This is a genomic window from Mycobacterium sp. NGS19, assembly GCF_059813155.1.
This window is the reverse complement of record NZ_JCALEB010000001.1, coordinates 735,374-761,216: the sequence shown is the minus strand read 5'-3', so window position 1 is coordinate 761,216 and position 25,843 is coordinate 735,374. Positions and strand designations below refer to the sequence as shown.

Genomic DNA, 25,843 nt, shown 5'->3' with positions numbered 1-25,843 from the left:
GTGAAACGGAATGCGCAGTCATTGCGTTCACCGCGTCTGTCGTACGGCATGACGGCTGTCTTCAGCAGCGAGGAGAGCGTCTCACCGGCTGACATGAAGTCAACCCGTGGAGACGACTGTCGAGGGGTCGGTCGTCATCGGCGGGTGGGTCGGGGGGCCCGCGCGGTCAATTCGGTCAGCACCAGCCGAAGCACCCGTACCGCGGCCTTCTTGTCGAGCGGGTCATTTCCGTTGCCGCACTTAGGTGATTGCACGCACGACGGGCAACCTTCCGGGCATTCGCATGCGTCGATGGCGTCGGCCGTGGCCGACAGCCATGTGGCCGCCTGACGGAACCCCCGTTCTGCGAACCCGGCGCCGCCCGGATGTCCGTCGTACACGAACACCGTGGGCAATCCTGTGTCAGGGCCGACGGCGATCGACAACCCGCCGATGTCGCCGCGATCGCAACTGGCAACCAGCGGCAGCAGCCCTATCGCGGCGTGTTCGGCGGCGTGCAGCGCGCCTGGAACCTGCATCCACTCGATGCCATTGCGCTCCAACGCTTCTGGCGTGACGGTGTACATCATGGCCACCGTTTCCAAGGTGCGCGCAGGCATGTCGAGCTCGACGAAGTCGATCACCTCGCCGGCGGCCGTGCGGCGCAGATAACCGATCACCTGGTTGGTGACGGTGACCGGCACGAGCCCGAGCGTGACGTCCCCAAAAGTTGACCGTTCGCCCTCGCCGGTGACGTTGATGTCGGTTACCTCGCGCGCGTACGTCGCGTAGCCGGGGTCTTCGGCGTGGACGAGTGCGATGCCCTCGGTGAAGTCCAGCGTGTCGACGACGTAGGTCTCGCCCTGATGCAGATACACCGCGCCGGGATGCACCGACAACGCCGCGCGGCCCGCCTCGACACCGCCGAGCAGCCGGCCCGTATCGGCCTCCAGGATCGCGATCTGCTCACCGCTGGCACCGCGGATGTTCACTGCCGGGTGCGGGTCGACACCCGGCGCAGCGAAATAGCCGCTGCCGCGCCGACGCAACAGACCCTCGTCGACCAACGTTTCGGCGACGCTCGCCGCGCCCCATGTCCGCACCTCCGCTTCGGTCAGCGGCAATTCGGTTGCAGCGCAGAGTAATTGAGGCCCGACAACATACGGGTTGGATGGGTCGATCACCACCATCTCGATTGGCTTCTCGAGCAATGCCTCCGGGTGGTGTACCAGGTAGGTGTCCAGCGGATCGTCACGCGCGATCAGCACCACCAATGCGCTCTGCCCCCGTCGCCCCGACCGTCCTGCCTGCTGCCAGAACGACGTGACGCTGCCCGGAAAGCCGGCCAGCACCACCGCGTCCAGTCCGGCGATGTCCACACCGAGTTCCAGCGCGTTGGTGGTGGCCAGTCCGACGAGATCCCCTGTCGCGAGCGCACGTTCGAGTGCACGACGGTCTTCGGCCAGATAGCCGGCGCGGTACGACGCGACCCGGTGCACGAGCTGCGGCGCGGTCTCGGCCAGTCGAGCGCGGGCGGCGAGCGCGGTGAGTTCCGTGCCGCGGCGTGACCGCACGAAGGTCAGCGTGCGCGCGCCTTCCGCCACCAGGTCGGCCATCACACGGGCGGCCTCCGCCCCGGCTGAGCGGCGCACCGGCGCTCCATGCTCGCCGGTGACATCGGTGCGAAGCGCCGGCTCCCACAATGCGACTGTCCTTGCGCCGTGCGGAGATTCGTCGTCGGTGACCTCGTCGACGGGCGCACCGATGAGCTGTGCCGCCGTCGCGCCCGGCGACGCGGTGGTGGCGCTGGCGAACACGACGGTCGGTGTCGCGGTGTACCGGCCGCACAGCCGCAGCAGCCGGCGCAGCACCAACGCCACGTTGGACCCGAAAACGCCGCGGTAGTAATGGCATTCGTCGATGACGACGAACTTGAGGTTTCGCAGGAAAACCGCCCAGCGGGCGTGGTTGCGCAGCATCGCCAGATGGATCATGTCCGGATTGGAGAACACCCACCGGGACTGCTCTCGCGCGAACCGGCGCACTTCGGCAGGACTGTCGCCGTCGAACGAGGCCGGCGCGACGTCGGCGAGCCGGCCGACGGCCTCGGTGAGTGACGTCGCGGTTCGCAACTGGTCATGACCCAACGCCTTGGTGGGCGACAGATACAGCGCCCGGGCCCGGCGGTCGTCAGCCAGCGCGCACATGATCGGCAGTTGGTAGGCCAACGATTTGCCCGACGCGGTTCCGGTGCTGATCACCACATGCCGGCCCTGGTGTGCCAGCGTCGCGGCGCGCGCCTGATGCGCCCACGGCGCCGTCACGCCGCGAGCGGCGAACGCGCCGACCACGTCGTCGGCGGCCCAATCCGGCCAAGCCACAGGCGCACCAGCATTGGCGGGCAATTCGGCGACGTGCCGCAGCGGTTGCTCATGTGGGTCGGTGCCGGCGAGCGCACTGCTGAGTAGCTCACGGCCGAAACTGGCCATCGCTTCCTCCGATTCGCTCGTTTGACGCTGCCGTCGAAATGAATTCTTCACGAGTCTCGGCGGCCAAGACTGTCGCATTCGCGGCGAACGTGATTGACTAACCACGGTCGCAGCTTCTGTGTTCGTGTGTTTGCACTCGCAGGATCGACGTTGCGATCGCAGTTCCTGCGAGGATGAGAGGCCGGTTTCACCCCGGTGGCACCACGAAGGATGGCGGTCGTGACAGGCCCGGTGTATCGAAAGACGGTGCACCGCAACCCTGTAACAGAGAAGGAAGTAAGCAGGAAATGCCACAGGGAACTGTGAAGTGGTTCAACGCAGAAAAGGGCTTCGGCTTCATCGCGCCGGAGGACGGCTCTGCTGACGTGTTCGTCCACTACACGGAGATTCAAGGCAGCGGGTTTCGCACCCTGGAAGAGAACCAACGAGTCGAGTTCGAGGTCGGGCAGAGCCCCAAGGGGCCGCAGGCCACAGGTGTGCGTTCCATCTGAGTAACCGAACTTACGGAACCCCCGCAGTCGTTCGCGACGGCGGGGGTTTTCGTTTCTCTCCCCGCGAACGTGCGTGTCTGCGCACCGACACGCCGACGGAACCGCACAAGAGTGCACTCTCGCGCCGTTCCGGGCGGGCTTACTGTCGTGTCGTGAGCCAGCTGTCGTTCTTCTCGGCCGAGTCGGTGCCGCCCGCGGTCACCGACTTGACCGGCGTGCTGGCTGCCCCCGGCCAGGTCGTCGTGGTCGGCACAGGTGCGCGGCTGTCCGTGGTCGTCGATCGGCCGTGGCGGGCGCAGGCACTGGCCGAGATGATCGACGAGGCCGGATTGGACGCCGAAATCACCCGCACCGACGAAGACACGCCTCTGGTGCGCACAGCGGTGGACCCGCGTCTGCGAATCATCGCCGACGAGTGGACCCGCGGGGCGGTCAAGACCGTACCGCGCAACTGGCTGCCAGGCCCCCGTGAACTGCGGGCCTGGGTGCTCGCGGCAGGCAGTCGGGAAGCCGACCGCTACCTGCTCGGCTTGGACCCCCACGCGCCGGATACCCATTCACCGCTGGCGTCGGCCCTGATGAGAGTCGGAATCGCGCCGACTCTGATCGGGACCCGCGGAGCCCGCCCGGCGCTACGGATAAGCGGCCGTCGTCGGCTATCGCGGCTGGTAGAGAACGTGGGGGAACCACCCGCCGACGTGGAGGCGTTGTCGCAATGGCCCCACGTCTGAGGGGAGTCGACGGGGAAGTCGGTTTGCGCAGGTGCGGTCCGGGGTGTCATCTTGTCAATTGCTGACAGGGCCGCAGGGCGCCGATCGGCAGGAAGAAGTGGAGCAAAAGCGCAGTTGGCTGACGACGGTCGCACCGGCGGCAACGGAAACAAAAAAGTGCGGCGGCTCGTCATCGTCGAGTCGCCGACCAAAGCGCGCAAACTAGCGGGCTACCTCGGGTCGAACTACATCGTCGAGTCGTCCCGCGGTCACATCCGCGACCTGCCGAGAAACGCCGCCGACGTGCCGGCCAAGTACAAATCCGAGCCGTGGGCGCGGCTGGGCGTCAACGTCGAACATAATTTCGAGCCGCTGTACATCATCAGCCCGGACAAGAAGAGCACGGTCAGCGAGCTCAAGAGCAAGCTCAAAGACGTCGACGAGCTGTACCTGGCCACTGACGGCGACCGCGAGGGTGAGGCCATCGCCTGGCACCTGCTCGAGACCCTCAAGCCGCGCATCCCCGTGAAGCGGATGGTCTTCCACGAGATCACCGAACCGGCCATCCGCGCGGCCGCCGAGCATCCGCGGGATCTGGACAACGACCTGGTCGACGCCCAGGAGACCCGCCGCATCCTGGACCGGCTGTACGGCTACGAAGTCAGCCCGGTGCTGTGGAAGAAGGTCGCGCCCAAGCTTTCGGCGGGCCGCGTGCAGTCGGTGGCCACCCGGATCATCGTCCAGCGGGAACGCGACCGGATGGCGTTCCGCAGCGCCAGCTACTGGGACGTCGTCGCCGAGCTGGATGCCGGCGCCGAGGCCACCCCGCGCACATTCAGCGCCCGGCTGGTCAACGTCGACGACCGCCGCGTCGCCACCGGCCGTGACTTCGACTCGCTGGGTCAGCTGCGCAACGACGACGTGCTGGTGCTCGATGCCGAGCAGGCACAGTCGCTGGCGCGGGGATTGCGTGGCGCGGAGCTGACGGTCTCGTCGGTCGAGCAGAAGCCCTATACGCGCAGGCCCTACGCGCCGTTCATGACGTCGACGCTGCAGCAGGAGGCCGCCCGCAAGCTGCGATTCAGCTCGGAGCGCACGATGAGCGTCGCCCAGCGGCTGTACGAGAACGGCTACATCACCTATATGCGTACCGACTCGACCACGCTGTCGCAGTCGGCCATCGACGCGGCGCGCCGCCAGGCCCGCGAACTGTACGGCGACGAGTACGTCCACCCCAGCCCGCGCCAATACAACCGCAAGGTCAAGAACGCGCAGGAGGCCCACGAGGCGATCCGGCCCGCCGGTGACTCGTTCGCCACCCCCGGTCAGCTGCACGGTGTGCTCGACAACGACGAGTTCCGGCTCTACGAGCTGATCTGGCAGCGCACGGTGGCCTCGCAGATGGCAGACGCGCGCGGCACCACGCTGAGCCTGCGCATCACCGGCGCGGCTGACGACGGCCGGCGCGTCGTCTTCACGGCCAGCGGCCGCACGATCACCTTCCCGGGCTTCCTGGCCGCCTACGTCGAGAGCATCGACGAACTGGCCGGCGGAGAGGCCGACGACGCGGAGAGCCGCCTGCCGCAGCTTGTGCAGGGCCAGCACGTCACCGCCAACGAGCTCACCGCCGACGGGCACACCACCAACCCGCCGCCGCGCTACACCGAGGCGTCGCTGATCAAGGCGCTCGAAGACCTCGGCATCGGCCGGCCGTCGACGTACTCGTCGATCATCAAGACCATCCAGGACCGCGGCTACGTCCAGAAGAAGGGCAGCGCGTTGGTGCCGTCGTGGGTGGCGTTCGCGGTGACGGGGCTTTTGGAGCAGCACTTCGGCCGGCTCGTCGACTACGACTTTACGGCCGCGATGGAAGACGAGCTCGACGAGATCGCCAACGGCCAAGAGCAGCGCACCACCTGGCTGAGCAACTTCTACTTCGGCGGCGAGCACGGAGTGCCGGAGTCGATTGCCCGCGCCGGCGGTCTGAAGAAGCTGGTCGGTGTCAATCTCGAGGGCATCGACGCACGAGAAGTCAACTCCATCAAGCTTTTTGACGACGAGCAGGGCCGCCCGATCTATGTGCGGGTGGGTAAGAATGGGCCCTATTTGGAGCGCATGGTCGAAGGCCCCGACGGGGAGCCGACACCGCAGCGAGCCAACCTGTCTGATGCGATCACACCCGACGAGCTGACGTTGGAGTTGGCCGAAAAGCTCTTCGCGACACCGCAAGAGGGCCGCTCGCTGGGTGTGGACCCGCAGACCGGGCACGAGATCGTCGCCAAGGACGGCCGATACGGGCCATACGTCACCGAGGTGCTGCCATCCTCCGACGACGAAGACGACGATGGCGACGGCACCAATGCGAAGTCCCGCAAGAAGCCGACCGGCCCCAAGCCGCGTACCGCGTCGCTGCTGCGGTCGATGGATCTGGAGACGGTCACCCTGGAGGATGCGCTGAAGCTGCTGTCGCTGCCGCGGGTGGTGGGCGTCGACCCGTCGACCGGCGAGGAGATCACCGCGCAGAACGGCCGCTATGGGCCATACCTCAAGCGCGGCAACGACTCTCGCTCGCTGGCCTCTGAAGAGCAGCTGTTCACGATCACGCTCGACGAGGCGCTGAAGATCTATGCGGAGCCGAAACGCCGTGGGCGACAAGCAGCTTCGCTGCCGCCACTGCGTGAGCTCGGTAACGATCCCGCGACGGGCAAGCCGATGGTGATCAAGGACGGGCGGTTCGGCCCCTACGTGACCGACGGTGAGACGAACGCCAGCCTGCGCAAGGGCGACGACGTGTTGACGATCACCGACGAGCGCGCCGCCGAGCTGCTTGCCGAACGCCGCGCCCGCGGGCCGGTGAAGCGCAAGGCCACACGCAAGAGCGCCGCCAAGAAGGGCGCCCGCAAGTCGGCTGCCAAGAAGGCCTAGTCGCCTCCGCGCCAGACGCCGAAACGGTACTCCGCGCGGGCCTTTCTCGCACTTTGCCGCGGTAGTTACCGTCTCGGCGGTGAAGACCTACACCTTGGACGGCACGTTGAGCTTGACCGGGCGGGCCAGCTGCGTCGGCGCCGTGCGCCCGCGGAGTTCGACGATCTCACCGACGTCCCAGCACAACGCCTCGGAGTCCAAGGCTCCGCTCACCGCGATCGCAGACGCGAGCACGTGGCCCTCCTCGAGCTTGGCGAGCTCGGTGAGCCGAGCGGCTTCGTTGACCGGGTCGCCGATGACCGTGTACTCGAAGCGGGCCTGCGCGCCGATGTGCCCGGCGATCGCGCGGCCGGCGGACACCCCGATGCCGAATTCGTTGGCGCCCAACACTTTTATCAGTTCGTCGTGCAATGACCGCGCGGCGGCCAGCGCGGCTCCGTAGGCGTCCGGGTGCTCCAGCGGCGCGCCGAAGATCGCCAGCGCCGCGTCGCCCTGGAACTTGTTGACGAAGCCGCCGTGGCGGTTGACCGTTTCGACGACGATGCGGAAGAACTCGTTGAGCAGGCCGACGACCTCGGCGGGCGGACGGGTCGCCGCCAACTGCGTGGAGCCGACCAGATCGACGAACAACACTGCGACGTCACGCTCTTCGCCGCCGAGCTCGGGGCGGCTCTCCAAGGCGCGACGGGCGACGTCCTCGCCGACGTAGCGGCCGAACAGATCGCGCAGTCGCTGCCGCTCCGACAGGTCGCGGACCATGTCGTTGAACCCGGCCTGCAACAGGCCGAGTTCGCTGGCGTCATAGATCTGGACGTGAGCGTTGTAGTTGCCGCGCTGCACCTCTCCGAGCGCCCAGCGCAACTGGCGCAGCGGGTCGGCGATGGACATCGCCGTGAGTACGGTGCCCGCCAGCCCGATCACCAGCGCGGCGACCGCGAGCAGGAGGATCGGCATGAACAGTTCGTCGGCGGACGCGTGCAGGATCGACAGCTTGGTCGCCACAATCGCGGCGATGATCGCGATAATCGGCACCGCGGTGGACAGCACCCACGTCAGCAGCGTCCGCAGGATCACGCCCGGAGCGTGAATCTGCTCCGGCACGCCCTGCCGCAGCGCCGCTACGGCGACCGGCCGCAGTACCCGCTCGGCTTGCAGGTAGCCGATGATCGACGTTGCCGTGGCGCCCAGCGCGGTGGCGACGGCCACCACCGGCGCGGAGTGGCTGGCGACCGGCCAGATCGCGATCATGAAGATCGTGCCGCCCAGGCACCAGTTGATCGCGCTGATGACCGACCGATAGAACGGCATTTTCAGCGCACGGGTACGTGCCTGCTCGGTGGCGACGGGATCGGCTTCGGACAACCGGCCGTCGCGGTCGCGACGTTGCCAGCGGAATACCGGCATGAGCAGCCGGAGGCTGATAAGTGATCCAAATGTGAAGGCCAGGAACAGAACTGCCGCGAACAACGCCAGATTCGCTTGCGGCAGATCTTGAATCACCACGCGGTCTTCGGGAGGCAGCCCGAATCGCAGGAATCCCAAGACAAACAGCGCGCCGATGATGTCGGCTTGAAGCATTCCCAAGGTGAACACCGGCCAGGGGGTACGGATCACCCACCGAGCGAATGCCCTGATCCGCCCGATTGTTCTGGCCGTTTTTCCCACGGAACTACCGTATCGGTCCCAGCAGGCAGGGAGTAGCGCTAGCTCGCCGGTCGTGTCGGCCCGTGTCACTAGGGTTGGCGGGTGATGAGCGGCGTTTTTTCGCGGTTGGTGGGTCAGGGGCCCGTCGAGGCCGAGCTGATCGCCGCCGCGCGCGTGGCACGCGGTGATTCGGCTCACAGCGCGTCGAGCACCGGGACGATGACACACGCGTGGCTGATCACCGGGCCACCGGGTTCGGGCCGGTCAATCGCGGCGCTGTGCTTTGCTGCCGCGCTGCAGTGCACCGCGGACGGTGAACCCGGGTGCGGCCAGTGCAAGGCCTGTGTCACCACCATGGCCGGCACGCACGCCGACGTCCGCCGGATCGTGCCGGAAGGGCTTTCCATCGGCGTCGACGAGATGCGCTCGATCGTGCAGATCGCCTCGCGGCGGCCGAGCACCGGGCGCTGGCAGGTGGTCGTGATCGAAGACGCCGACCGGCTCACCGAAGGAGCGGCCAACGCGCTGCTGAAGGTGGTCGAGGAGCCGCCGCCGTCGACCGTCTTTCTGCTTTGCGCGCCGTCGGTCGATCCGGAGGACATCGCGATCACGCTGCGGTCGCGCTGCCGGCATGTGGCGCTGCTGACCCCGAGCGTCGACGCGATCGCACAGGTGCTCGTCGACACCGACGGGCTGCCCGTCGAAGAGGCGCGGTGGGCGGCTTCGGTGAGCGGCGGTCACGTGGGCCGCGCGCGGCGGTTAGCGACGGATCCGGCGGCACGTGAGCGGCGGGAACGGGCATTGGGGCTGGTGCGCGATGCGGTGAAGCCGTCGCGGGCCTTTGCGGCGGCTGAGGAGCTGGTTGCGACGGCCGAGGCCGAGGCGCGCGCACTGACCGCCGAGCGTGACGAGACCGAGGCCGAAGAGCTTCGAACAGCGCTCGGCGCAGGGGGCACCGGCAAGGGAACGGCCGCGACGCTGCGGGGCGCCACCGGCGCCATCAGAGATTTGGAGCGGCGGCAGAAGTCTCGGCAGACCCGCGCCTCCCGTGACGCCCTGGACCGCGCATTGATCGACCTCGCGAACTACTTCCGCGATGCGCTGTTGGTGGCAAGCGGCGCTGCGCAGGTGCGGGCGAATCACCCCGACATGGCCGGGCGGGTGCGAGCGTTGGCCGACCATGCGGCTCCGGAGCGGCTGCTGGAGTGCATCGAAGCAGTGCTGGCGTGCCGGGAGGCGTTGGCCACCAACGTCAAGCCGAAGTTCGCGGCTGACGGGATGGTCGCTGCGCTGGGGCAGGCGCTGCGCGACTGACTTGGGCCGGTCGCGGCCGCTGCCGTAGACTCGGGCCGCCCGTAAGGCACGCCACCTTAGCTCAGTCGGCAGAGCGGCTCACTCGTAATGAGCAGGTCAGGAGTTCGATTCTCCTAGGTGGCTCCACTTGTTGGGGCTCCACTTGTTGGGGCGAGCGTGCGTGTCTGTGCGGCGACACGCCGGTAACTCCGTACGTCAGCGCCCGCTCAGCCCCTCACGAAGGTGCGACGAATCCCACCGGCCCTGAGGAAATGCACATCGACGTCGCGGCGGTGTTGATACGCACATTGATCGCGTCTCCGGCGCCGGGAAGGCGGACGAACACTCGGTTGAGCCCTGGATGAATCGGCACCTTGATTTGCGGTCCTTCGGACAGCGACATCGTCATCGAGCCTTCAGTGTTGGCGAGGTAGTTGATCTCGACTGTCCAGTTTTCCGGCAGCAGTGGACCGTCGAGAGCCATCCGAACCGGCGCGTCGGTCTGCGCGAAATATCCGCACTGCGGGACTGGGCCGGGGGTGATGATCCGCACCCAGGTCACTCGGGCGCCGACGAGGCGTCCGGTCCGGTCGAGCATCCTCAATTGACTTGTGCTCGAGGAGAATTCAGGGCGCTGCTTCAGGAGTGCGAACATGTGGCTGGCCAGGTTTTCTGGCCATGCCACGCGCTGAAGGATGAACGGGTCGACTTCCTGGTCGAGCAGCGGCGCGTCAGATGCTTGTGCCAGAGTGCTTTTCACGTTCTCGATATAGGGCTGTACGGGGTTGTCGCGCCAGCTGGTCATGAAGGTGGCGGTGGAGTAGAGGCTGGAGCCGACGAACGCAGCACCGATGCCCGCGACTGCTGTTGTGCGCGTGCGGGATACGTCGAGCCAGGTCGACGTCGCGCGGTTGGGCGCACAGAAAGCGACGGCTGCGCAGAGCGCGATCACGACGACGAGATCGGGCAAATACCGTAGTGTTTGGGCGAGTTCGAGAGCGGTGAAACGGGATGACCGCATGAGGTAGATCGGGACTTGGCAGGCAACGGCGTACCCGGCGACGACGATCCAGACGGCGACTATGCGTTGCTTGCGGATCAGCGAGATTGCGAGGACCGCGGCAAGCGCTAGCCAGCCGATCGCCATGACGATTGTCGACGGTGTGGCCCATGGCGAGGCCGGTGCCCACCGTGCCCATGACCAGGGGCCGCCGACCAGGCCCGGCACGATTCCGTGAGTGATGGAGCGGCGCAACAGATCCCACGTCATACGTAGGTCGGAGCTCCAGCGCTGTTGGTCCACGACGACGAGGTAGAGCACTACCCAGACAGCGGTCAGCGCGAGACTGCCTATCCATAAGCGTTTGCCGCTTTGCCACACGGTGCGGACGGGCGTTCGGCCGCCGGTGACGTGCACCAGGAGGGCAGTGACCGTGAAGGCGACGAACGGGATGACAGCCGACTTTTCGAAGAACAGCAAGCCGCCGAGGTAAGCGAGGAGGGCGGTGACGGCGTAGCGCTGATTGCCGGTCCGGACGAGGAGGATGGCGTCTGCGCACGCCCATGCCATGGCCGCAAGCATCGGGAGGGAGTTGAGCGCGGCGGCCCACCACGCGAAGCCCGGGACGGCGAGAGGGCAGAACAGCGCGAACGTGAGCGGAACGAGGAGCACGGGGCGCCACCCGAGGGTGACGTAAAGGGCGCGTAGCAGGGCAAGGGAAGCGAGCAGTTGCAGCACGAAGAGGCTGATCGCCGGGCCGGTCCAGTTAAGTGGGGCCAGGCGAGTGATGACGCCGGCGAGAAGGAACGCCGCGGGCATGACGTGGCCGTCGTGGTCGTCGAACAGGTAGGACGGCGAGAGGATGTTCTGCGTGCCCGCGCGCCCGATGAGGATGAGGTCGTCCCAGTAGAAGTAGCCGCGGAAAGCGAGAACGGCCCGGACGATGAGCTGGCCCGTGATCAGGAGCCCGGCGACAACGGCGACCCAGGGAATGCGGGCCGTGGGGGCTGCCATAAGTCCTTTCATCGCCGGGGCATGCGGACTTCCTCGACTGTACGAGCCTGGTGCCACGGGTCTCGTTTGGTGATACGGGAGGGCAAGGGGGCCGCTTAGGCTGACGAAATGCAGGAGAATCCGCCGGGAGCAGGCTACGGGCCGTATCAGATACCTCCGCAAGCTGGAGGTCACACCGCGCCATCTATTTCGCCACCAGGTCCATACCCGCCGCCTCCGAAACGCACTTCTCGTCTCAGCCTCGTCTTAGCGGTCATCGCCGTACTCCTATCGGGCACAGCGCTAGTGATCTCCCTGGTTCGTAAACCGGAGGCGTCGTCGTCGCCGTCCCCTGCGCCGGCGCCGCCAGCGGTGCCTGCGCAGCAAGTTTTCGTTGACGACGCTGATCATGCGCTGTGTCAGGCGATCGGCCCACTGATGAGAGAAGCTGCCGACCACACTCGCCCGTTTTTTGAGATACCGACCGGATCGCCGGAGCAAATGGCAGCCGTCGAGCCTCTACAAGTCTTTATCATCAGTTGGGCTCCGCGTGCGCAGGATACGCTTAATGGTCATTCTGAACCTCCGAGATACTTGACCCGCACTCTGCAGAGGTTTATTGACGACGCAGTTCTGTTCGTCCAGAATCTTCGACCGACACGACCGCTGAATTCAGAAGACCAAACCACTTGGAACCTTGCACTCGCAGACCTGCGCGGCCCGTTAGAAACGTGTAGAAAGGTGGGTCTAGCTTGGAGTTGAAGCCGGCGAAAGGCGGCGACGAGCGCGGTGATGAGTTAATCGCGAATCACGCCGGGCCGACAATGCCGACCGAGGAGGGTTTGGTTATGTCGGTAGCTGAGGGACGGCGGAAACCACCTGGCGTGGGTGCTGATTGCCGTAGAGGGGCAGCGTGTCACCAGAGATCACAGGCGACCCATACGCCTAGTTTGGCGGTACGGACGCGCAGGATGAGGTTCTAAGCTAGCCAGATGCACGGACATGTACCCGGGCCTGGGTATGAGCAGCAGCGGACGTCACAAGCGCATCCAGGGTATGGAGTGCCTCCGCCCCTCAAGGGGGTAGCGCATCCATACCTAGCACCGCACCTAGCGCCGCGGCGGCGATTAGCGGTGGTGGGCGTGGTACTAGGTGCGGTTGCGCTTCTGTTGGCTGGATCAGCCTTAGTCATCTCATTGGTTCGCACGCGACCAGTCTCAACACCACCGATGACTCCCCCGCCGTCGACGCCGGCAACGCCGCCCACTCAACAACTTTTTGTTGACGACGCGGATCGTGCGCTTTGTCAGGCAATTGCGCCATTGATGCGTGAGATAGGCGATCAGAACAGGGCTTTCGCAAAGCTGGCTCCTGGTTCCCCAGAGCAAGGTTCTGCCATCCCTGGCTACCGATCGTTCATCGAAGACTGGACAAAGCGGACGCAAGCAATTCTTAACGCGCATGCAGATCCGCCGCGTTATCTTACTAGAACACTGCAATCATACATAGATGACAAATTGCTCTACGTGGAATTGGTGCAGCCACAATATGTGGATCCATACGACAGAGAAACGTGGAATCGAGCCGCCATCGACGCCGGAGGGCCATTAGCCACTTGTGGTAAGCTAGGTATCACTTGGTCATGAAAGCGGCGGATGGTGGTGCGCCGACAGGTCCCTACTTCACCGAAGTATTGGGCGGGCTATGGCCGGGAACCGACCCCAATGCATGGTGGGAAAAGGCAGACGCGCAGCATCAGTTCGCGGCCGCGTCAAGCATGGCTGCCGACGATGTAACATCAGCGGTCAACCGTCTACATGGTGTCGATAGTGGCGCGTGGACCGATGCGATGGAGCTTGTATACCGCGGTACCGCATCCCTTCTTGGTGATCAAAGCGAAGACTTCGAGTCAGCTGGCATAGCAACTGAGCACTGCGCTCAAGCGGTGTTCGCGGCGAAGACACGTATGAAAGGGATATTGTTGGATGCGCGATCCGAAATTAAAGCACTACAAGATTTCGTCGCAGCGTTGAAAGTTGCGGCCTCCGCCCGTCCGGACGCCAGTCAGATAATCAAGGATCTTGACGAGGCCATGAAACTTAGGATTAAAGATATTATTAAGGCGCACCGCCGGCGTGCTGAAGGTGCAAGTGCTGACGCGGCAGGCGAGATTTTCTCGTACCAACCATCAGCTGCTGCTTCCGAACATGGGCTGCCCACAAGTCATTTTCAGCGAGTCAGCCTTCCTGAACCGCCTGAGAGACACGGGCCTTCGGTATCTGGCGCCAGTTACTTCACGAGTAACGGAGTTCCCCTAACTCCTGCGGATAGCGGACCGGAAATCGTGAAGTACGAGCGATTTCCAGATAATGCTATGCAAGCTCCAGACGTCACCACCCAATCAGAAGTAAGGAATCCCGAGGCCGGGCCTTTTAGGCGGTCTGAGAACGAACCCATCGTCGTTCCCGACAACACCAATGCTAACGAACCACAGATCCATGCGTCACAAATTCGGCAGAGTAGTGACCCAACCATGCAGGATGATCCGCCGTTAATCGGGACATTCGGACGGCCTTCGTTGAGCTCGACTTCTCCGATTAACCCGCCTTCCAATTCGAACTCGGCACGGGTTGGCAGCTCTTCTGCTGGCATATCGATAGGAAGCCCAGCACCAATTTCTTCACCTCCAGTTCCCCAGACAGCGAGTTCATCCTCGCCCGTTCCCTCAGCGCACCAACCAACCGCCCCCAACACCGACCTTTCCCGTGGCCTAAGCCAGGCCCTTAACAGCAGTGCCACACCGCCAGTCCCACCGGCGCAGCCGATGCTTCACCAACCCACCCCACCGCCCGTCGTTACCGATGCCGCCGCGGCAACCGCACCGCCGTCGAGCTCGGCCGCCCCGGCCGCCGCACCAGCCGCACCTGTGCAACCAGTCGCGCCAGCACCCCCGCAAGCCTCTGCCGCCCAAGCAGCACCTTTCATCGCCCCGCCTCCGATTCCGCCCGCCAGCCTCACCCCCTACGGCTCCGACGTCCCGCGCTCACCCACGCCGCCGCCACCACCGCCTCCGCCACCCCCTGCACCGACGATCACGACTTCCGGCCCCGGCACCCCCTTGCCGCCCGGCACGGCGACCGCGGCCACCTCGAGTTCGTCGAGCGCCGGACCGGTATCGCCCGGTGTGCTCGCCACTTCCGGCGTCGCCGCTACCGGCAGCGGCGCGGCGATCGTCAGCTCCCAGACCAAGGACCCGTTGCTCGACCAAGCCGTCCGCCAGGCCTACGAACTGCTTCACGCTTCACGCCTGTACCCCGGCGTGCACTGGTGCGTCGCCGTCTTCAAGACCGGGTCCGGAACTGAAACATTTGTCACCAGCAACGACGGCGCCGGCTACATCCCGCCTGGCGTGTACCTGCCTCGCAAACTCACGAACATATTCGCAGATCCATTGCTGGACAAAGAGTTTCAAGCCAAGTGGTTCGGCTGGGTCAACCCGTCCGCCACGATGGTCGCCTACGCCGCGCACCGCTTCGCGCAAGACCCTAACTATGACCTCTACGCACTCGCCGCCACCACCGATCCCGGCGGCTCGACCGTTCTACCTGCCCGACGCGCCGGCGTCCCGCACTACCAGGATTGCGACTCCACGCAATCGCCCTTCTCGCCTGACGAGCCGGTTCCGCCACTCGACCAATCCCGTATCCACCGCCTCGCCGTCATCGACCCGAACGCCTACCAGCAACTCGCCAACCACACCAATGAGGCGCGTCGCCAAGCCTGGGACGCCACCGCCGAAGCCGTCGGCGTAGCGATGGCCGGCGCCGAACCGCTGTTCATCCAGGTCGCCCCAGTGATCCGCGAAATCTTCGGCGCCCTCGCCGGCGGCACCGACGTGACCGACGCGCAATGGACCGCCCTGAATCACGTTCAGCGCGACCGCAAGTCGCTGTGGATGCGGCCCGGCTACCTCGATACGGAACCTTCCGCCACATCGGGCGCGACGGAGCTCTACCGCGCCCACCACAACATCGACCGCGCTGTCGAGGCCCTGTCGTTGTGGCGCCAAGAACCGCCTGACTACGCCGACATCGTCTATGCCGCAAGGCAAGTCACCAAGGAGGCTCAGCTGTGGACAACCGCAACATCAAGGTAGATCCCGAAGAAACCCTCAAAGAGATCCGGCACATCGCTGACACAGTGAAGAGTGTCGCGAAACCCGGCCCCGTCCCGGTGGCCTCCGGAGACACGCCGATCGACCTCGCTCTCGCCAAGGTCGCCGAAGCCCAGAAGCGCCAAGCCGACGCTTGGTCCGCGGCGCTCTCGGCCACCGTCCCCGAGCAGCGCGCCAAGTCCGAGACCGCTGTGAACATGCTGAAGGCCACTGAGCAGGAGAATGCCTACTCGATCGCCCGCGTCTACCCCGAGTCCGGTGGCACAGACGTCCGAGATGCCTAACCGGCCATCGGTATGGTGAACCGGTGCGCGCACTGGTCACCGGGGCTGCCGGTTTCATCGGATCGACGCTCGTCGATCGGCTACTTGCCGACGGACACGACGTCGTCGGGTTAGACAATCTGAGCTCGGGTCGCGTCAGCAACCTGGAGTCGGCCAAACAGAACCCCAACTTCACGTTCGTCGAGGACGACATCGTCACCGCTGACCTCGACAGCTTGCTGTCCAGCCACCAACCCGAGGTCGTGTTCCACCTGGCCGCCCAGATCGACGTCCGTCGCTCCGTGGCGGACCCTCAGCACGACGCCGAGGTAAATGTCATCGGCACCATCCGCCTCGCCGAAGCCGCTCGTAAAGCGAAGGCGCGCAAGGTCGTCCACACATCGTCGGGTGGTTCCATCTATGGCACACCCAGCAAGTACCCCACCAACGAGTCGGTCCACACCGACCCGGCCTCTCCGTACGCCGCCGGCAAAGTCGCCGGCGAAATCTACCTCAACACGTTCCGCCACCTGTACGGCCTTGACTGCTCGCACATCGCGCCCGCAAACGTCTACGGGCCGCGTCAAGACCCGCACGGCGAAGCCGGAGTGGTCGCGATTTTCGCCCAGGCCCTGCTCTCCGGTAAGCCGACGAGGGTGTTCGGCGACGGCTCCAACACTCGCGACTACGTGTACGTCGACGACGTCGTGGAAGCGTTCGTCAAGGCGTCCGGCTCCAAGGGCGGTGGCCAGCGCTTCAACATCGGCACCGGCGTGGAAACCTCTGACCGCCAATTGCATTCATTGGTGGCGGCGGCGGTCGGTGCGCCCGACGAACCCGAATTCGCCCCGCCACGGCTCGGCGACCTCAAGCGGTCCTGCCTAGACGTGCGGCTCGCCGAGATGGTGTTGGGCTGGCGTCCCACCGTCAAGATCGACGAGGGTGTCCGCCGTACGGTCGAGTACTTCCGCCACCAGCCGACCGCTTGAACGCGAGCTACGACGCGTCCGGCGGCCGCTGTGCGCTCGACAACGCGATGGCCCGCGCCAGCCGCGTGTAGCGCAGCTCGACGTCACGAAAGTGCAGATAGGTGGTCAACGACGTGAACGCGAAGGCAACGACGAGCGCGTACAGCATCAAGTCGGTGCCGCGGCCGACGCCAAGCCAGTGCGCCAGCACGGTCGTGTCGTTGGGCCGCAGCACCGCATAGATGCCCGCGACGACGAACGCCACGTAGCCCACCTTCACCCACGCCCGCGCTTGCACCGACCCGCGTGCGCGCAGTAAGAACACCAGCAGCGAGATCACCGCCGCGATCACCAGTACCTGAATCCAGTTCATCGGCGCCTCTTTCCGCCAAGAAGTCCGTCGAAGACGATGTTGACGCCGTTCAACAGGGGCTGACCCTTCGACTTCGAATAATCGGTGTACAGAATTTCGACCGGCTCTTCGGTTACGCGCCAATGGTTTTCGTCGATCAGCGCGATGATCTCGCTGGCGTGCCCCATGCCGCTCATGGTGATGTCCAAACCTTCGGCCACCTTCCGGTTGAAGACTCGTAGCCCGTTGTGGGTGTCGGTGAGCTTGAGCCGTCGGCCGCGCGGACTCAGCCGCACCACGGTGCGTAATACGACGCGCTTGAGAAACGGCACGTCACTGCGCACTCCGTGATCAGCGAAGCGGGTGCCGATGACGATGTCGACGTTCTCGGCGGCCAGCTTGTCGATCATCCGCAGCACATCCTTGACGCGGTGCTGGCCGTCGGCGTCGAACGTGACGAACACCTCGGCCCCGGGCTGCCGACGCGCGTACTCGACGCCGGTCTGGATCGCCGCGCCCTGGCCGAGATTCACCGGGTGCCGAACAAGATGGGCCCCGGCCCGCAGCGCCAGCTGGCCGGTGTCGTCGCTGCTGCCGTCGTCCACGCAGACGACATGGTCGAAGACCGCGCGCACATCGGCGATCACTTCGCCGATGACGGCGGCTTCGTTGTACGCGGGGACGATGATCCAAACGTCCGGGTAGCCACTGTCGATGCCCACAAAATACACGTCAGAGCGTTGGCGGCAGCGGTGCCGGGCCGGTGGAGGGCACCATGCGCAGCGCCGCCAGATGCACCACCATCCCGACCACCGGCCCGCACAGCAACGCGACCACCGTGCGCGTCTGCAGCTCCAGCGGCAGCAACAGCAGCAGCGTCGACGCCACCGTCGCGCCGATCCAGCCCAGCGAGTACGCCCGGTGAAGCGCCGCCGCCACCGCCGCCGCGCCCGTCAGCGTCAGCAAGGCAATCGACACCGCACCCGCCGTCAGCCAGGCCAGCAGAGCGCCGTCGGCGTCGTATTCCGCGCCGAACCCCACGCGCAGCAGCCACGGCCCGGCCAGCCCGGCCGCCGCCACACCGACCGATCCGATCGCAAGCACCACCACCGCTGGGCCGGCCAGTGCGCGCAACCGGTCGGTGTGCCTATCGACGAAATGAGCGATGAGATTGCCCTGCATCGCCGTCAGCGGCACCAACAACGGCGCCCGCGTCAGCGTCACCGCAAGGATCACCACGCCGCCGGTCGCGCCCAACTCTCCCGATGTCGCCTTCAGCAGCACGGGAAAACCCATGACCAGGATGGCGCTGGCGCCGGCTGCGGCAATAGCGTGTGCGGCCCCGCGCAGAAAAGTCGCGGTGTCGCCGTAGGCGGCCAGCGCGCCAGCAGCACGAGTCGACGGCGACGCCAACAGCATCACCAGCCACGCCACCGCCCCGCATACTGTCGCCCACAGGTAGCCCACCAGTCCCCAGCTGAGAATAAATGTCAACGCCGCCAGCACAACTCGCATCGATGCGTCGGTCACCATCAGCGCGCCGTACTGGGTCCAGTGACCAGCGCCGGCCAGCATGCCCAGCAGCGTCGCGTGCAGGCAGAACCCCGCCAGACCGACGCTCAACAGCACCACACTGAGCAGCCGCTCCGAGGCGAACACATGGGCGGCCCACAGCGGCGCGGTCATCGCGATCACCAGCCCGGCCACCACACCGAGCACCGCCGCGACGCGCAGCGGATGCGTCTGCGGACCCGGCGACATCACCGTGTAGCGGGCCGACCTGACCTCGCGTGTCGCTTCCTGCAGCAAGCCGTTGGCCGCGCCGGTGACAAGCCCGAAGGCGCCCCAGAACACCCCGAACACTGAAAAGCCGGATGGGTCAAGGTCTCTCGCGGCCAGGTACAGCACCAGATATCCGCACAGCGCCGTCACCGCCGTGGCCACGCCCACCCGCGCGACGCTGCCCCGGGTGATCGGCCCGGTCGGTGTGCCCGCGTCGGTCACGCCGCGGCCCGTCGTCGTCGGACACGCAATGCGACGTAGCCGACGACGGCCACCACGACCGCGCCGATCACGTACCACTTGTAGCGTTCGAAGCCGGCATAGATTTCGCTGATGTTCTCGCCGGCGAAGAAGCCGAGCAGCGCCCACATGCACACCCACAGCACTGCCCCAATGGCGTTGAATCCCAAGAACTTCAACCAGTGCATCCCGGCGGTGCCGGCCAAGATGCCGTTCACCTGGCGCAGCCCTTCGACGAACCGGGCGACGACGACGATCTTTCCGCCGTGCCGGTCGAAGTAGGCTTCGGCGCGGTCCAGCCGCTCAGGGGTAAGGAACACGAAGCGGCCGAACCGCTCGACAAGTGGCCGGCCTCCGAAGTGGCCGAGCGCGAAGCCGATGTTGTCACCGACAATCGCACCGAGCACCGCGACCAAGATCACCAGCGCGATGTTCATGTGGCCGCTGCCGGCGAAGATGGCCGCCGCGATCAGAATGGCCTCGCCCGGCACCGGCACACCGAAGTCCTCGAGCAACACGAACCCGCCGACCGCCAGGTAGCCGTAGTGCTCCAGCAGCGGCTGCACATCACCGAACACCCCCGGCAGCTGGCCCTGGCTCATCTGCGCTCCATCCGCTGGTCAGTCCCTCTCCTCAGCCACAGTGACCATACGGCCCGCGGCCGAGCCTTCTGGGCATGAGAGACTGGATTCGGAGGGGAGTATTCCTTCGCCGCGGTGTCGTCATCACGTCGACCAATGATTGGACGACCGGCCCCGCGGGCCGCGGCAGCGGCGGAAGAGACCTCCGGTGAATTCGCGACGACCGCGACGACCGGAGGATTCCATGAACGTCAGTCAGCTCGAGTGGGCCATCACCTTGGCAGTGACGGTGGCCGTGTTGTTGTTCGACGTCGTCTACGTTGCGCGCCGACCGCACGAGCCCAGCACGCTCGAGTGCAGCATCTATCTGGCCATCTACATCGGGCTGGCTGTCGCGTTCGGCGGCTTCGTCTGGGCGGTGCACGGCGGCCAGTTCGGGGTCGAGTTCTTCGCGGGGTGGCTCACCGAGTACAGCCTGTCCGTCGACAACCTGTTCTTGTTCTTGCTCATCATGGCCAGCTTCAACGTGCCCAAGAAGAACCAGCAGGAAGCGCTGCTGGTCGGCATCGTGCTTGCGCTGGTGTTCCGTGGCGTGTTCATCGCGCTCGGCGCGGTCGCCATCGAAAAGTTCTCGTGGATCTTCTACCTGTTCGGCGCCTTCCTCATCTACACCGGCTTCCACCTTGCCCAGAACAAGGACCGCGACGACGACGCCGACAACTTCGTCGTCCGGTTCGCCAAGACGCACTTCAGCATCACCGACCGCTGGGAAGGCCTGAAGCTCTACGTCAAAGAGGGCGACAAACGCCTGATGACCCCGATGTTCTTGGTCATCGTGGCGCTCGGCACCACCGACATCATGTTCGCGCTGGACTCGATTCCGGCGATCTACGGCCTGACCCGGGAGCCGTATCTGGTGTTCACCGCGAACGTGTTCGCGTTGATGGGCCTGCGACAGCTGTACTTCTTGCTCGGAGACATGCTGAACCGGCTGGTGTACCTGTCGGCGGGGCTTGCGGTGATCCTGACGTTCATCGGCGTGAAGCTGCTGCTGCATGCGTTGCACGAGAACGCCGTTCCGTTCCTCAACAACGGCGAACCCTTCGACGTGCCGGAGATTCCGACGTTGTTCAGCCTCGGGTTCATCGTCGTGACCCTGACGGTCACGACTGTCGCGAGCTTGATGAAAACCCGCCGGGTGAACGCCGAGCAGGGCGACGACGAGGCGGCCGACGAAGTCGCCTAGCCGGGGTCACCAGTTCTGGTAGCCGCCCTCAGGGCCGAGCATGCGCTCCAACCGGGTCCGGTTGATCTTGGCCAACTCGTTGCGCACCACTTTGCGCTCGGTCTCTATCTCGTGGTGCAGCCGCTCGTTGATCACGGCCAGGACGCCCTCTGCGTCGGTGCCGTCGACGAACATCACGAAGCCAAACCCGAACCGGTCCGCGTAACGGTGTGCCGCATCGTCGAGCGCGGCCATCACCTCGGGCCGCGGATCCCAGACCGAACACTGCTCGGCATGCGACTTCGCGCTCCGCGGCCGTCGGCCGATGTGTGGATAGGCCTGCAGAATCATGTCCACCGACTGCTCGGAGAGCGCGAAGAGCAAAGCGTCGGCGCGGCGGAACAATTCGTCGCGGCTGCGGTAGGGGCGACCGTCGGCGAGGTCGCGCGCCAACACCACGCTGCCGCAGCACTCGTACAGCGCGTGCACGGCTTTCTGCGTGGGCAGTTCGTTGAACGCCTCGAGGCCGATTCCCTGATGCAACAACATCTTTGAATCCCTTCACCGGCGGCTGTCACCGCCAATGATCGGCTCCGTCGAAGGCCGCTCGCCACGAGAAACCGCGAGAATTGACTTGCGTGTAACACGCTTTAACGCGGCGGTTGCAGCAGCGCCGGCGAACGGGAAGATCAGTGCCCGTCGGTGCGGAACCGCTCCAGCGACCGCTGCACTTCGGCTTCGGCTTCCTCGCGCCCCACCCAGTCGGCCGCCTTGACGTACTTGCCCGGCTCCAGATCCTTGTAGTGGACGAAGAAGTGCTTGATCGCCTCGAGTTCGTAGGACGGCACGTCGCCGATGTCCTTGATGTGGTCCCAGCGGCCGTCACCGGCCGGCACGCACAACACCTTGTCGTCGCCGCCGGCCTCGTCGGTCATCCGGAACATCCCCACGGGCCTCGCCTCGACGATCACGCCGGGAAACACCGACTGCGGCAGCAACACCAGCGCGTCCAGCGGATCGCCGTCCTCGCCCAGCGTGTCCTCGATGAAGCCGTAGTCCGTCGGATAAGCCATCGACGTGTAGAGGTAGCGGTCGAGGCGCACCCGCCCCGTCTCGTGGTCCACCTCGTATTTGTTGCGCTGACCCTTCGGGATCTCGATGGTCACATCGAATTCCACGCGCGGGGCTCCCTTCGTTTCGGACGTCGGGGGATAACCATAGTCAAGGGCTACTCTGCACTACATGCGTCCGGCGCGGTGGTCCCGTAGTAGAAGGGGCCTCCATCTGCTGATTGCCGCGGCCGTGCTGGTGACGGTGGTGGTGGTGGTCGCCGTGGCTGCGGTCCTGGGCACCGGCGGATCCAGCCGCAGCGCGACGGCGGTGGCGGCCACCCCACCCGCCGTGACCGCCAACCCGGCGGTGCAGCCGGTGTCAGACGTCGCGCCCATGCCCACGCCGGCCGGCTTGGCTGCCGCGTTGAAGCAGCCGCTGGCCAACCCCGACCTCGGTACGTTCACCGGTCGCGTCACCGACGCGCAGACCGGCACCGAGCTGTGGCAGCAGGGTGCGACCACACCGATGATCCCGGCCTCCACGAACAAGGTGCTGACCGCCGGAGCCGCGTTGCTGGCCCTCGACCGCGAGGCGCGCCAAACCACGGCCGTGGTTGCACCCGACCAGACCCGCGAGCCCGGCCTCGTGGTGCTCGTCGGCGGCGGCGACCCGACGCTGTCGTCGGCACCGCCCGGCCAGGAAACCTTGTACCGCAACGCTGCTCGCATCTCCGACTTGGCCGCGCAGGTGCGGGCCAGCGGGATCAAGGTGAGCGCGATCCAGGTAGACACCAGCGCGTTCAGCGGGCCCTCGCTTGCTCCCGGCTGGGACCCCGCCGACATCCTGGGCGGCGACGTCGCTCCCATCGAGGCCGTGATGGTCGACGGCGGGCGCACCCAGCCGCTGACCCCGGAATCCGTGCGGTCCTTCACCCCGGCGCTCGATGCCGGCCGGGCGCTGGCGCTTGCGCTGAACGTCGACCCGCAGGCCGTCACGTTGGCCACGGTTCCGGCGCGCGACGCCCGGCAGATCGCCGCCGTACAGTCGGCTCCTCTGATGGACCGGCTCAACGAGATGATGAACCACTCCGACAACGTGATGGCCGAATGCATCGCCCGGGAGGTCGCGGTCGCGACGGGTCGGCCGGCCAGCTTCGCCGGCGCTGTGGAGGCCGTCACCAGCCGGCTCGCATCGGCCGGTGTCGACCTGACCGGAGCCAGGCTCATGGACGGCAGCGGGCTCTCGGCCGACGACCGTCTCACCGCCAAAACCCTCGACGACGTGATCGGCACTGCCGCCGGCCCCCTGCAGCCCGGCATGCGCCCGCTGCTGGACGTGCTGCCTATCGCCGGCGGCAGCGGCACACTGTCCAACCGCTACATCGACGACCAGACCGCCGACGCAGCCGGCTGGCTGCGCGCCAAGACCGGTTCGCTGACCGGAACCAACACGCTTGCCGGCATCGTCACCGATCTCAGCGGCCGGGTACTGACATTTGCGTTGATGTCCAACAACGCCGGCCCGACCGGGCGCATTGCCATCGATGCGGTGGCGGCGACGCTACGCAGCTGCGGATGCGGATCGTGACGTCCACCCGGCCGGACAACAAGTTGACCGTCGGCCGCGTCGTCGACTGGGACTTCGCGGCCACCACCGGGGCATGGCTGGCTCGGCCTGGCCCGCCCGCGAGCGGCTACACGCAGCGTCAGATCGTCGACGAGCTGGCCGAGTCGTCGCGGCGTGCCGAGGTGCCGGTGCGCGATGTCACCGGCTTGGCACCCGACGGCGACGTGCCCGACGCGCTGATCGTCGACCGGCCGCACTGGGTCCGGCTGGCGGCGGGGTCGATGCGGGTGATGACGGGCGGCACCGACAAGCCCAGCGGGCTGTTGCGTGGGCGGATCACCGGCGCGCAGACCGGCGCGGTGCTGGCGTTCGTCGCCTCAGGGATTCTCGGCCAATACGACCCCTTTGCGGACGGACCTGTTGGAGGAAGCGAAACTGGCGGCGCCCAGAGCGGCAAGCTGCTGCTGATCTACCCGAACATCATCGCCGTCGAGCGCCAATTGCGGGTAGTGCCAAGCGATTTCAGGCTATGGGTGTGCCTGCACGAGGTGACGCATCGGGTGCAGTTCACCGCAAACCCGTGGCTGGCCGACTACATGTCCTCAGCGCTGTCGCTGATCACCGAGGAGGCCGGCGACGACTTGAGCGCCCTACTGGGGCGGCTCGCCGATTACGTGCGTGGCCGTCGCGCCGGCACACCGGCCGAGCCGAACTCCGACGGCATCATCGGGGTGCTACGAGCGTTGCAGTCGGAGCCCCAGCGCCGCGCACTGGACCAACTGCTGGTGCTCGGCACGCTTCTCGAAGGCCACGCCGACCATGTAATGGACGCGGTCGGTCCGGCGGTGGTTCCGTCGGTGGCGACGATCCGGTCCCGCTTCGACGAACGCCGCCGGCGCCGCCAGCCGCCGCTGCAGCGGCTGATCCGGGCGCTTCTGGGCTTCGACGCGAAGATCAGTCAGTACACCCGCGGTAAGGCGTTCGTCGACGCGGTGGTGTCTCGGGTCGGCATGGAACGGTTCAACGCGATCTGGTCGGGACCGGACACCTTGCCGCTGCCCGACGAGATCGACGAGCCACAGCGATGGATCGATCGGGTGCTGTAGCCGCGCTGCGCAACGCGGTAGTGGGTTTCGTGAAACGTTATCCGCTCGATGAAACCCGTTGGTGCGTAGGTCTTTCCGGCGGACCTGACTCGCTGGCGCTGACAGCCGTGGCGGCGAGGCTGCGCCCCACGACGGCCCTGATCGTCGACCACGGTTTGCAGGAGGACTCTGCCGCGGTGGCCGACACGGCCAAGATTCAGGCGCTGGAGTTGGGCTGCGCGCACGCGCAGGTGCTGACGGTTGTGGTGGGACGGCGCGGCGGACCGGAAGGCGCGGCCCGCGCGGCGCGCTACGCGGCTCTGCAGGAAGCCAGCCAGGGGGCGCCGGTATTGCTCGGCCACACATTGGACGACCAGGCCGAGACGGTGTTGTTGGGACTCGGCCGCGGCTCGGGGCCGCGATCGCTGGCCGGCATGCGGCCGTATCAACCGCCGTGGGGCCGGCCGCTGCTGGGCCTGCGTCGGTCTGTCACCCATACCGCGTGCGACGAACTCGGGCTGCGTCCGTGGCACGATCCGCACAACACTGACCGGTCCTACACCCGCACGCGGCTGCGTCTCGACGTATTGCCGCTGCTTGAGCAGGTGCTCGGCGGCGGGGTCGCTGAGGCGCTGGCTCGCACTGCGGCGGCGCTGCGCGAAGACTGCGACCTGCTCGACGACCTGGCCGACGCCGAAGTCGAGGCGCTTTCGACTGAGCAGGGGCTGGTTGTCAGGCGGCTGATCTGTCTTCCGGATGCATTGCGGCGCAGGGTGATTCGCGGATGGCTGTTGGCCGGAGGGGCCACCGACCTCACAGACAGTCAGATCCGGCGGGTCGACGAACTCGTGGTGAATTGGCGGGGGCAGGGTGGCGTGGCCGTCGGTTCAGCACTGCGCGGTCAGCGACTGGTGGCGGCGCGCCGCGACGGCCGGCTGCGGCTACACCGCGAACCCGTGTGACGGACTGCGGTGGTCGCCGCGAGGCGGGCATGGCACCCTGATGGCGTGGCAGCGCAAGCGGCAGCCGA

21 protein-coding genes and 1 tRNA gene are annotated in these 25,843 nt (G+C 66.2%); 12 read left to right on the top strand and 10 right to left on the bottom strand.

Annotated features, from left to right (window positions below; all coding sequences use genetic code 11):
- Positions 1-134: 134 nt before the first annotated feature.
- Complete coding sequence (locus tag AC5Y4N_RS03915) at positions 135-2,468, bottom strand: DEAD/DEAH box helicase (protein ID WP_499907297.1); 2,334 nt, start codon at positions 2,466-2,468, stop codon at positions 135-137.
- A gap of 287 nt (positions 2,469-2,755) precedes the next feature.
- Between AC5Y4N_RS03915 and AC5Y4N_RS03910 the strand changes: the two genes are divergently transcribed.
- From AC5Y4N_RS03910 to topA, 3 genes are all read left to right on the top strand, one after another.
- Positions 2,756-2,959 carry a cold-shock protein gene (locus AC5Y4N_RS03910; RefSeq protein WP_003925183.1) on the top strand — a complete coding sequence of 68 codons (204 nt, stop codon included), beginning with the start codon at positions 2,756-2,758 and terminating at the stop codon, positions 2,957-2,959.
- 152 nt (positions 2,960-3,111) lie between these two features.
- Positions 3,112-3,690 carry a hypothetical protein gene (locus AC5Y4N_RS03905; protein WP_499907295.1) on the top strand — a complete coding sequence of 193 codons (579 nt, stop codon included), beginning with the start codon at positions 3,112-3,114 and terminating at the stop codon, positions 3,688-3,690.
- Between the two features lie 114 nt (positions 3,691-3,804).
- Positions 3,805-6,594 carry a type I DNA topoisomerase gene (gene topA / locus AC5Y4N_RS03900; protein WP_499907293.1) on the top strand — a complete coding sequence of 930 codons (2,790 nt, stop codon included), beginning with the start codon at positions 3,805-3,807 and terminating at the stop codon, positions 6,592-6,594.
- Between the two features lie 87 nt (positions 6,595-6,681).
- Here the strand turns inward: topA and AC5Y4N_RS03895 are convergent, their stop codons facing one another.
- Complete coding sequence (locus AC5Y4N_RS03895; RefSeq protein WP_499907291.1) at positions 6,682-8,328, bottom strand: adenylate/guanylate cyclase domain-containing protein; 1,647 nt, start codon at positions 8,326-8,328, stop codon at positions 6,682-6,684.
- 15 nt (positions 8,329-8,343) lie between these two features.
- Here AC5Y4N_RS03895 and AC5Y4N_RS03890 point away from each other — a divergent pair, with 15 nt between their 5' ends.
- Together AC5Y4N_RS03890 and AC5Y4N_RS03885 are read left to right on the top strand one after the other, a co-directional pair.
- A complete protein-coding gene (locus AC5Y4N_RS03890; RefSeq protein ID WP_499907289.1) occupies positions 8,344-9,552 on the top strand; it encodes a DNA polymerase III subunit delta' in 1,209 nt (402 codons plus the stop codon).
- 50 nt (positions 9,553-9,602) lie between these two features.
- A tRNA-Thr gene (locus AC5Y4N_RS03885) sits at positions 9,603-9,678 on the top strand.
- Between the two features lie 88 nt (positions 9,679-9,766).
- On the opposite strand, the gene AC5Y4N_RS03880 is transcribed toward AC5Y4N_RS03885, so the two are convergent.
- Together AC5Y4N_RS03880 and AC5Y4N_RS03875 are read right to left on the bottom strand one after the other, a co-directional pair.
- On the bottom strand, positions 9,767-11,545 hold the full coding sequence (locus AC5Y4N_RS03880) for a hypothetical protein (protein WP_499907287.1): 1,779 nt from the start codon (positions 11,543-11,545) through the stop codon (positions 9,767-9,769).
- A 3,000-nt stretch (positions 11,546-14,545) separates the two neighbouring features.
- Positions 14,546-14,719, bottom strand: a complete 174-nt coding sequence (locus tag AC5Y4N_RS03875) for a hypothetical protein (RefSeq protein WP_499907285.1) — start codon at positions 14,717-14,719, stop codon at positions 14,546-14,548.
- Here AC5Y4N_RS03875 and AC5Y4N_RS03870 point away from each other — a divergent pair.
- From AC5Y4N_RS03870 to AC5Y4N_RS03860, 3 genes are read left to right on the top strand one after another with little or no spacing between them, the layout of a single operon-like run.
- Entirely contained in the window at positions 14,709-15,680 is a 972-nt protein-coding gene (locus AC5Y4N_RS03870) for an EspK C-terminal domain-containing protein (protein WP_499907283.1), read from the top strand. The two genes, AC5Y4N_RS03875 and AC5Y4N_RS03870, sit on opposite strands and share 11 nt — an antisense overlap.
- Complete coding sequence (locus tag AC5Y4N_RS03865; RefSeq protein ID WP_499907281.1) at positions 15,656-15,982, top strand: hypothetical protein; 327 nt, start codon at positions 15,656-15,658, stop codon at positions 15,980-15,982. Before AC5Y4N_RS03870 ends, AC5Y4N_RS03865 begins: the two co-directional genes overlap by 25 nt.
- A 23-nt stretch (positions 15,983-16,005) precedes the next feature.
- Positions 16,006-16,950, top strand: coding sequence for a GDP-mannose 4,6-dehydratase (locus tag AC5Y4N_RS03860; RefSeq protein WP_499907278.1), 945 nt, complete (start codon positions 16,006-16,008; stop codon positions 16,948-16,950).
- A gap of 7 nt (positions 16,951-16,957) precedes the next feature.
- Here AC5Y4N_RS03860 and AC5Y4N_RS03855 read toward each other — a convergent pair whose 3' ends face one another.
- Genes AC5Y4N_RS03855 through AC5Y4N_RS03840 form a run of 4 tightly spaced genes read right to left on the bottom strand, consistent with a single transcriptional unit; the run spans position 16,958 to position 19,905 of the window.
- Complete coding sequence (locus tag AC5Y4N_RS03855) at positions 16,958-17,302, bottom strand: DUF2304 domain-containing protein (protein ID WP_499907276.1); 345 nt, start codon at positions 17,300-17,302, stop codon at positions 16,958-16,960.
- The gene (gene ppgS, locus AC5Y4N_RS03850; RefSeq protein WP_499907274.1) at positions 17,299-18,003 is read right to left on the bottom strand and encodes a polyprenyl-phospho-N-acetylgalactosaminyl synthase PpgS; all 705 of its coding nucleotides are present in this window, start codon (positions 18,001-18,003) and stop codon (positions 17,299-17,301) included. The genes AC5Y4N_RS03855 and ppgS overlap by 4 nt, the downstream gene beginning before the upstream one ends.
- 10 nt (positions 18,004-18,013) lie before the next feature.
- The gene (locus AC5Y4N_RS03845; protein WP_499907272.1) at positions 18,014-19,285 is read right to left on the bottom strand and encodes a hypothetical protein; all 1,272 of its coding nucleotides are present in this window, start codon (positions 19,283-19,285) and stop codon (positions 18,014-18,016) included.
- A complete protein-coding gene (locus AC5Y4N_RS03840) occupies positions 19,282-19,905 on the bottom strand; it encodes a DedA family protein (RefSeq protein WP_499907269.1) in 624 nt (207 codons plus the stop codon). Before AC5Y4N_RS03840 ends, AC5Y4N_RS03845 begins: the two co-directional genes overlap by 4 nt.
- A gap of 223 nt (positions 19,906-20,128) precedes the next feature.
- On the opposite strand from AC5Y4N_RS03840, the gene AC5Y4N_RS03835 reads away from it, so the two are divergent.
- Positions 20,129-21,130 (top strand): TerC family protein, encoded by a 1,002-nt coding sequence (locus AC5Y4N_RS03835; RefSeq protein WP_499907266.1) that lies wholly within the window; start codon positions 20,129-20,131, stop codon positions 21,128-21,130.
- Between the two features lie 6 nt (positions 21,131-21,136).
- Here AC5Y4N_RS03835 and AC5Y4N_RS03830 read toward each other — a convergent pair whose 3' ends face one another.
- Positions 21,137-21,658 (bottom strand): 2-oxo-4-hydroxy-4-carboxy-5-ureidoimidazoline decarboxylase, encoded by a 522-nt coding sequence (locus AC5Y4N_RS03830; protein ID WP_499907264.1) that lies wholly within the window; start codon positions 21,656-21,658, stop codon positions 21,137-21,139.
- Between the two features lie 140 nt (positions 21,659-21,798).
- Complete coding sequence (locus AC5Y4N_RS03825) at positions 21,799-22,287, bottom strand: inorganic diphosphatase (protein ID WP_499907262.1); 489 nt, start codon at positions 22,285-22,287, stop codon at positions 21,799-21,801.
- A 64-nt stretch (positions 22,288-22,351) separates the two neighbouring features.
- On the opposite strand from AC5Y4N_RS03825, the gene dacB reads away from it, so the two are divergent.
- Genes dacB through tilS form a run of 3 tightly spaced genes read left to right on the top strand, consistent with a single transcriptional unit; the run spans position 22,352 to position 25,775 of the window.
- The gene (gene dacB, locus AC5Y4N_RS03820; RefSeq protein ID WP_499907260.1) at positions 22,352-23,749 is read left to right on the top strand and encodes a D-alanyl-D-alanine carboxypeptidase/D-alanyl-D-alanine endopeptidase; all 1,398 of its coding nucleotides are present in this window, start codon (positions 22,352-22,354) and stop codon (positions 23,747-23,749) included.
- Complete coding sequence (locus tag AC5Y4N_RS03815) at positions 23,737-24,834, top strand: zinc-dependent metalloprotease (protein ID WP_499907258.1); 1,098 nt, start codon at positions 23,737-23,739, stop codon at positions 24,832-24,834. The genes dacB and AC5Y4N_RS03815 overlap by 13 nt, the downstream gene beginning before the upstream one ends.
- Positions 24,813-25,775: a tRNA lysidine(34) synthetase TilS gene (tilS, locus tag AC5Y4N_RS03810; RefSeq protein ID WP_499907256.1), complete on the top strand. Its 963-nt coding sequence runs from the start codon at positions 24,813-24,815 to the stop codon at positions 25,773-25,775. Before AC5Y4N_RS03815 ends, tilS begins: the two co-directional genes overlap by 22 nt.
- Positions 25,776-25,843: the final 68 nt, after the last annotated feature.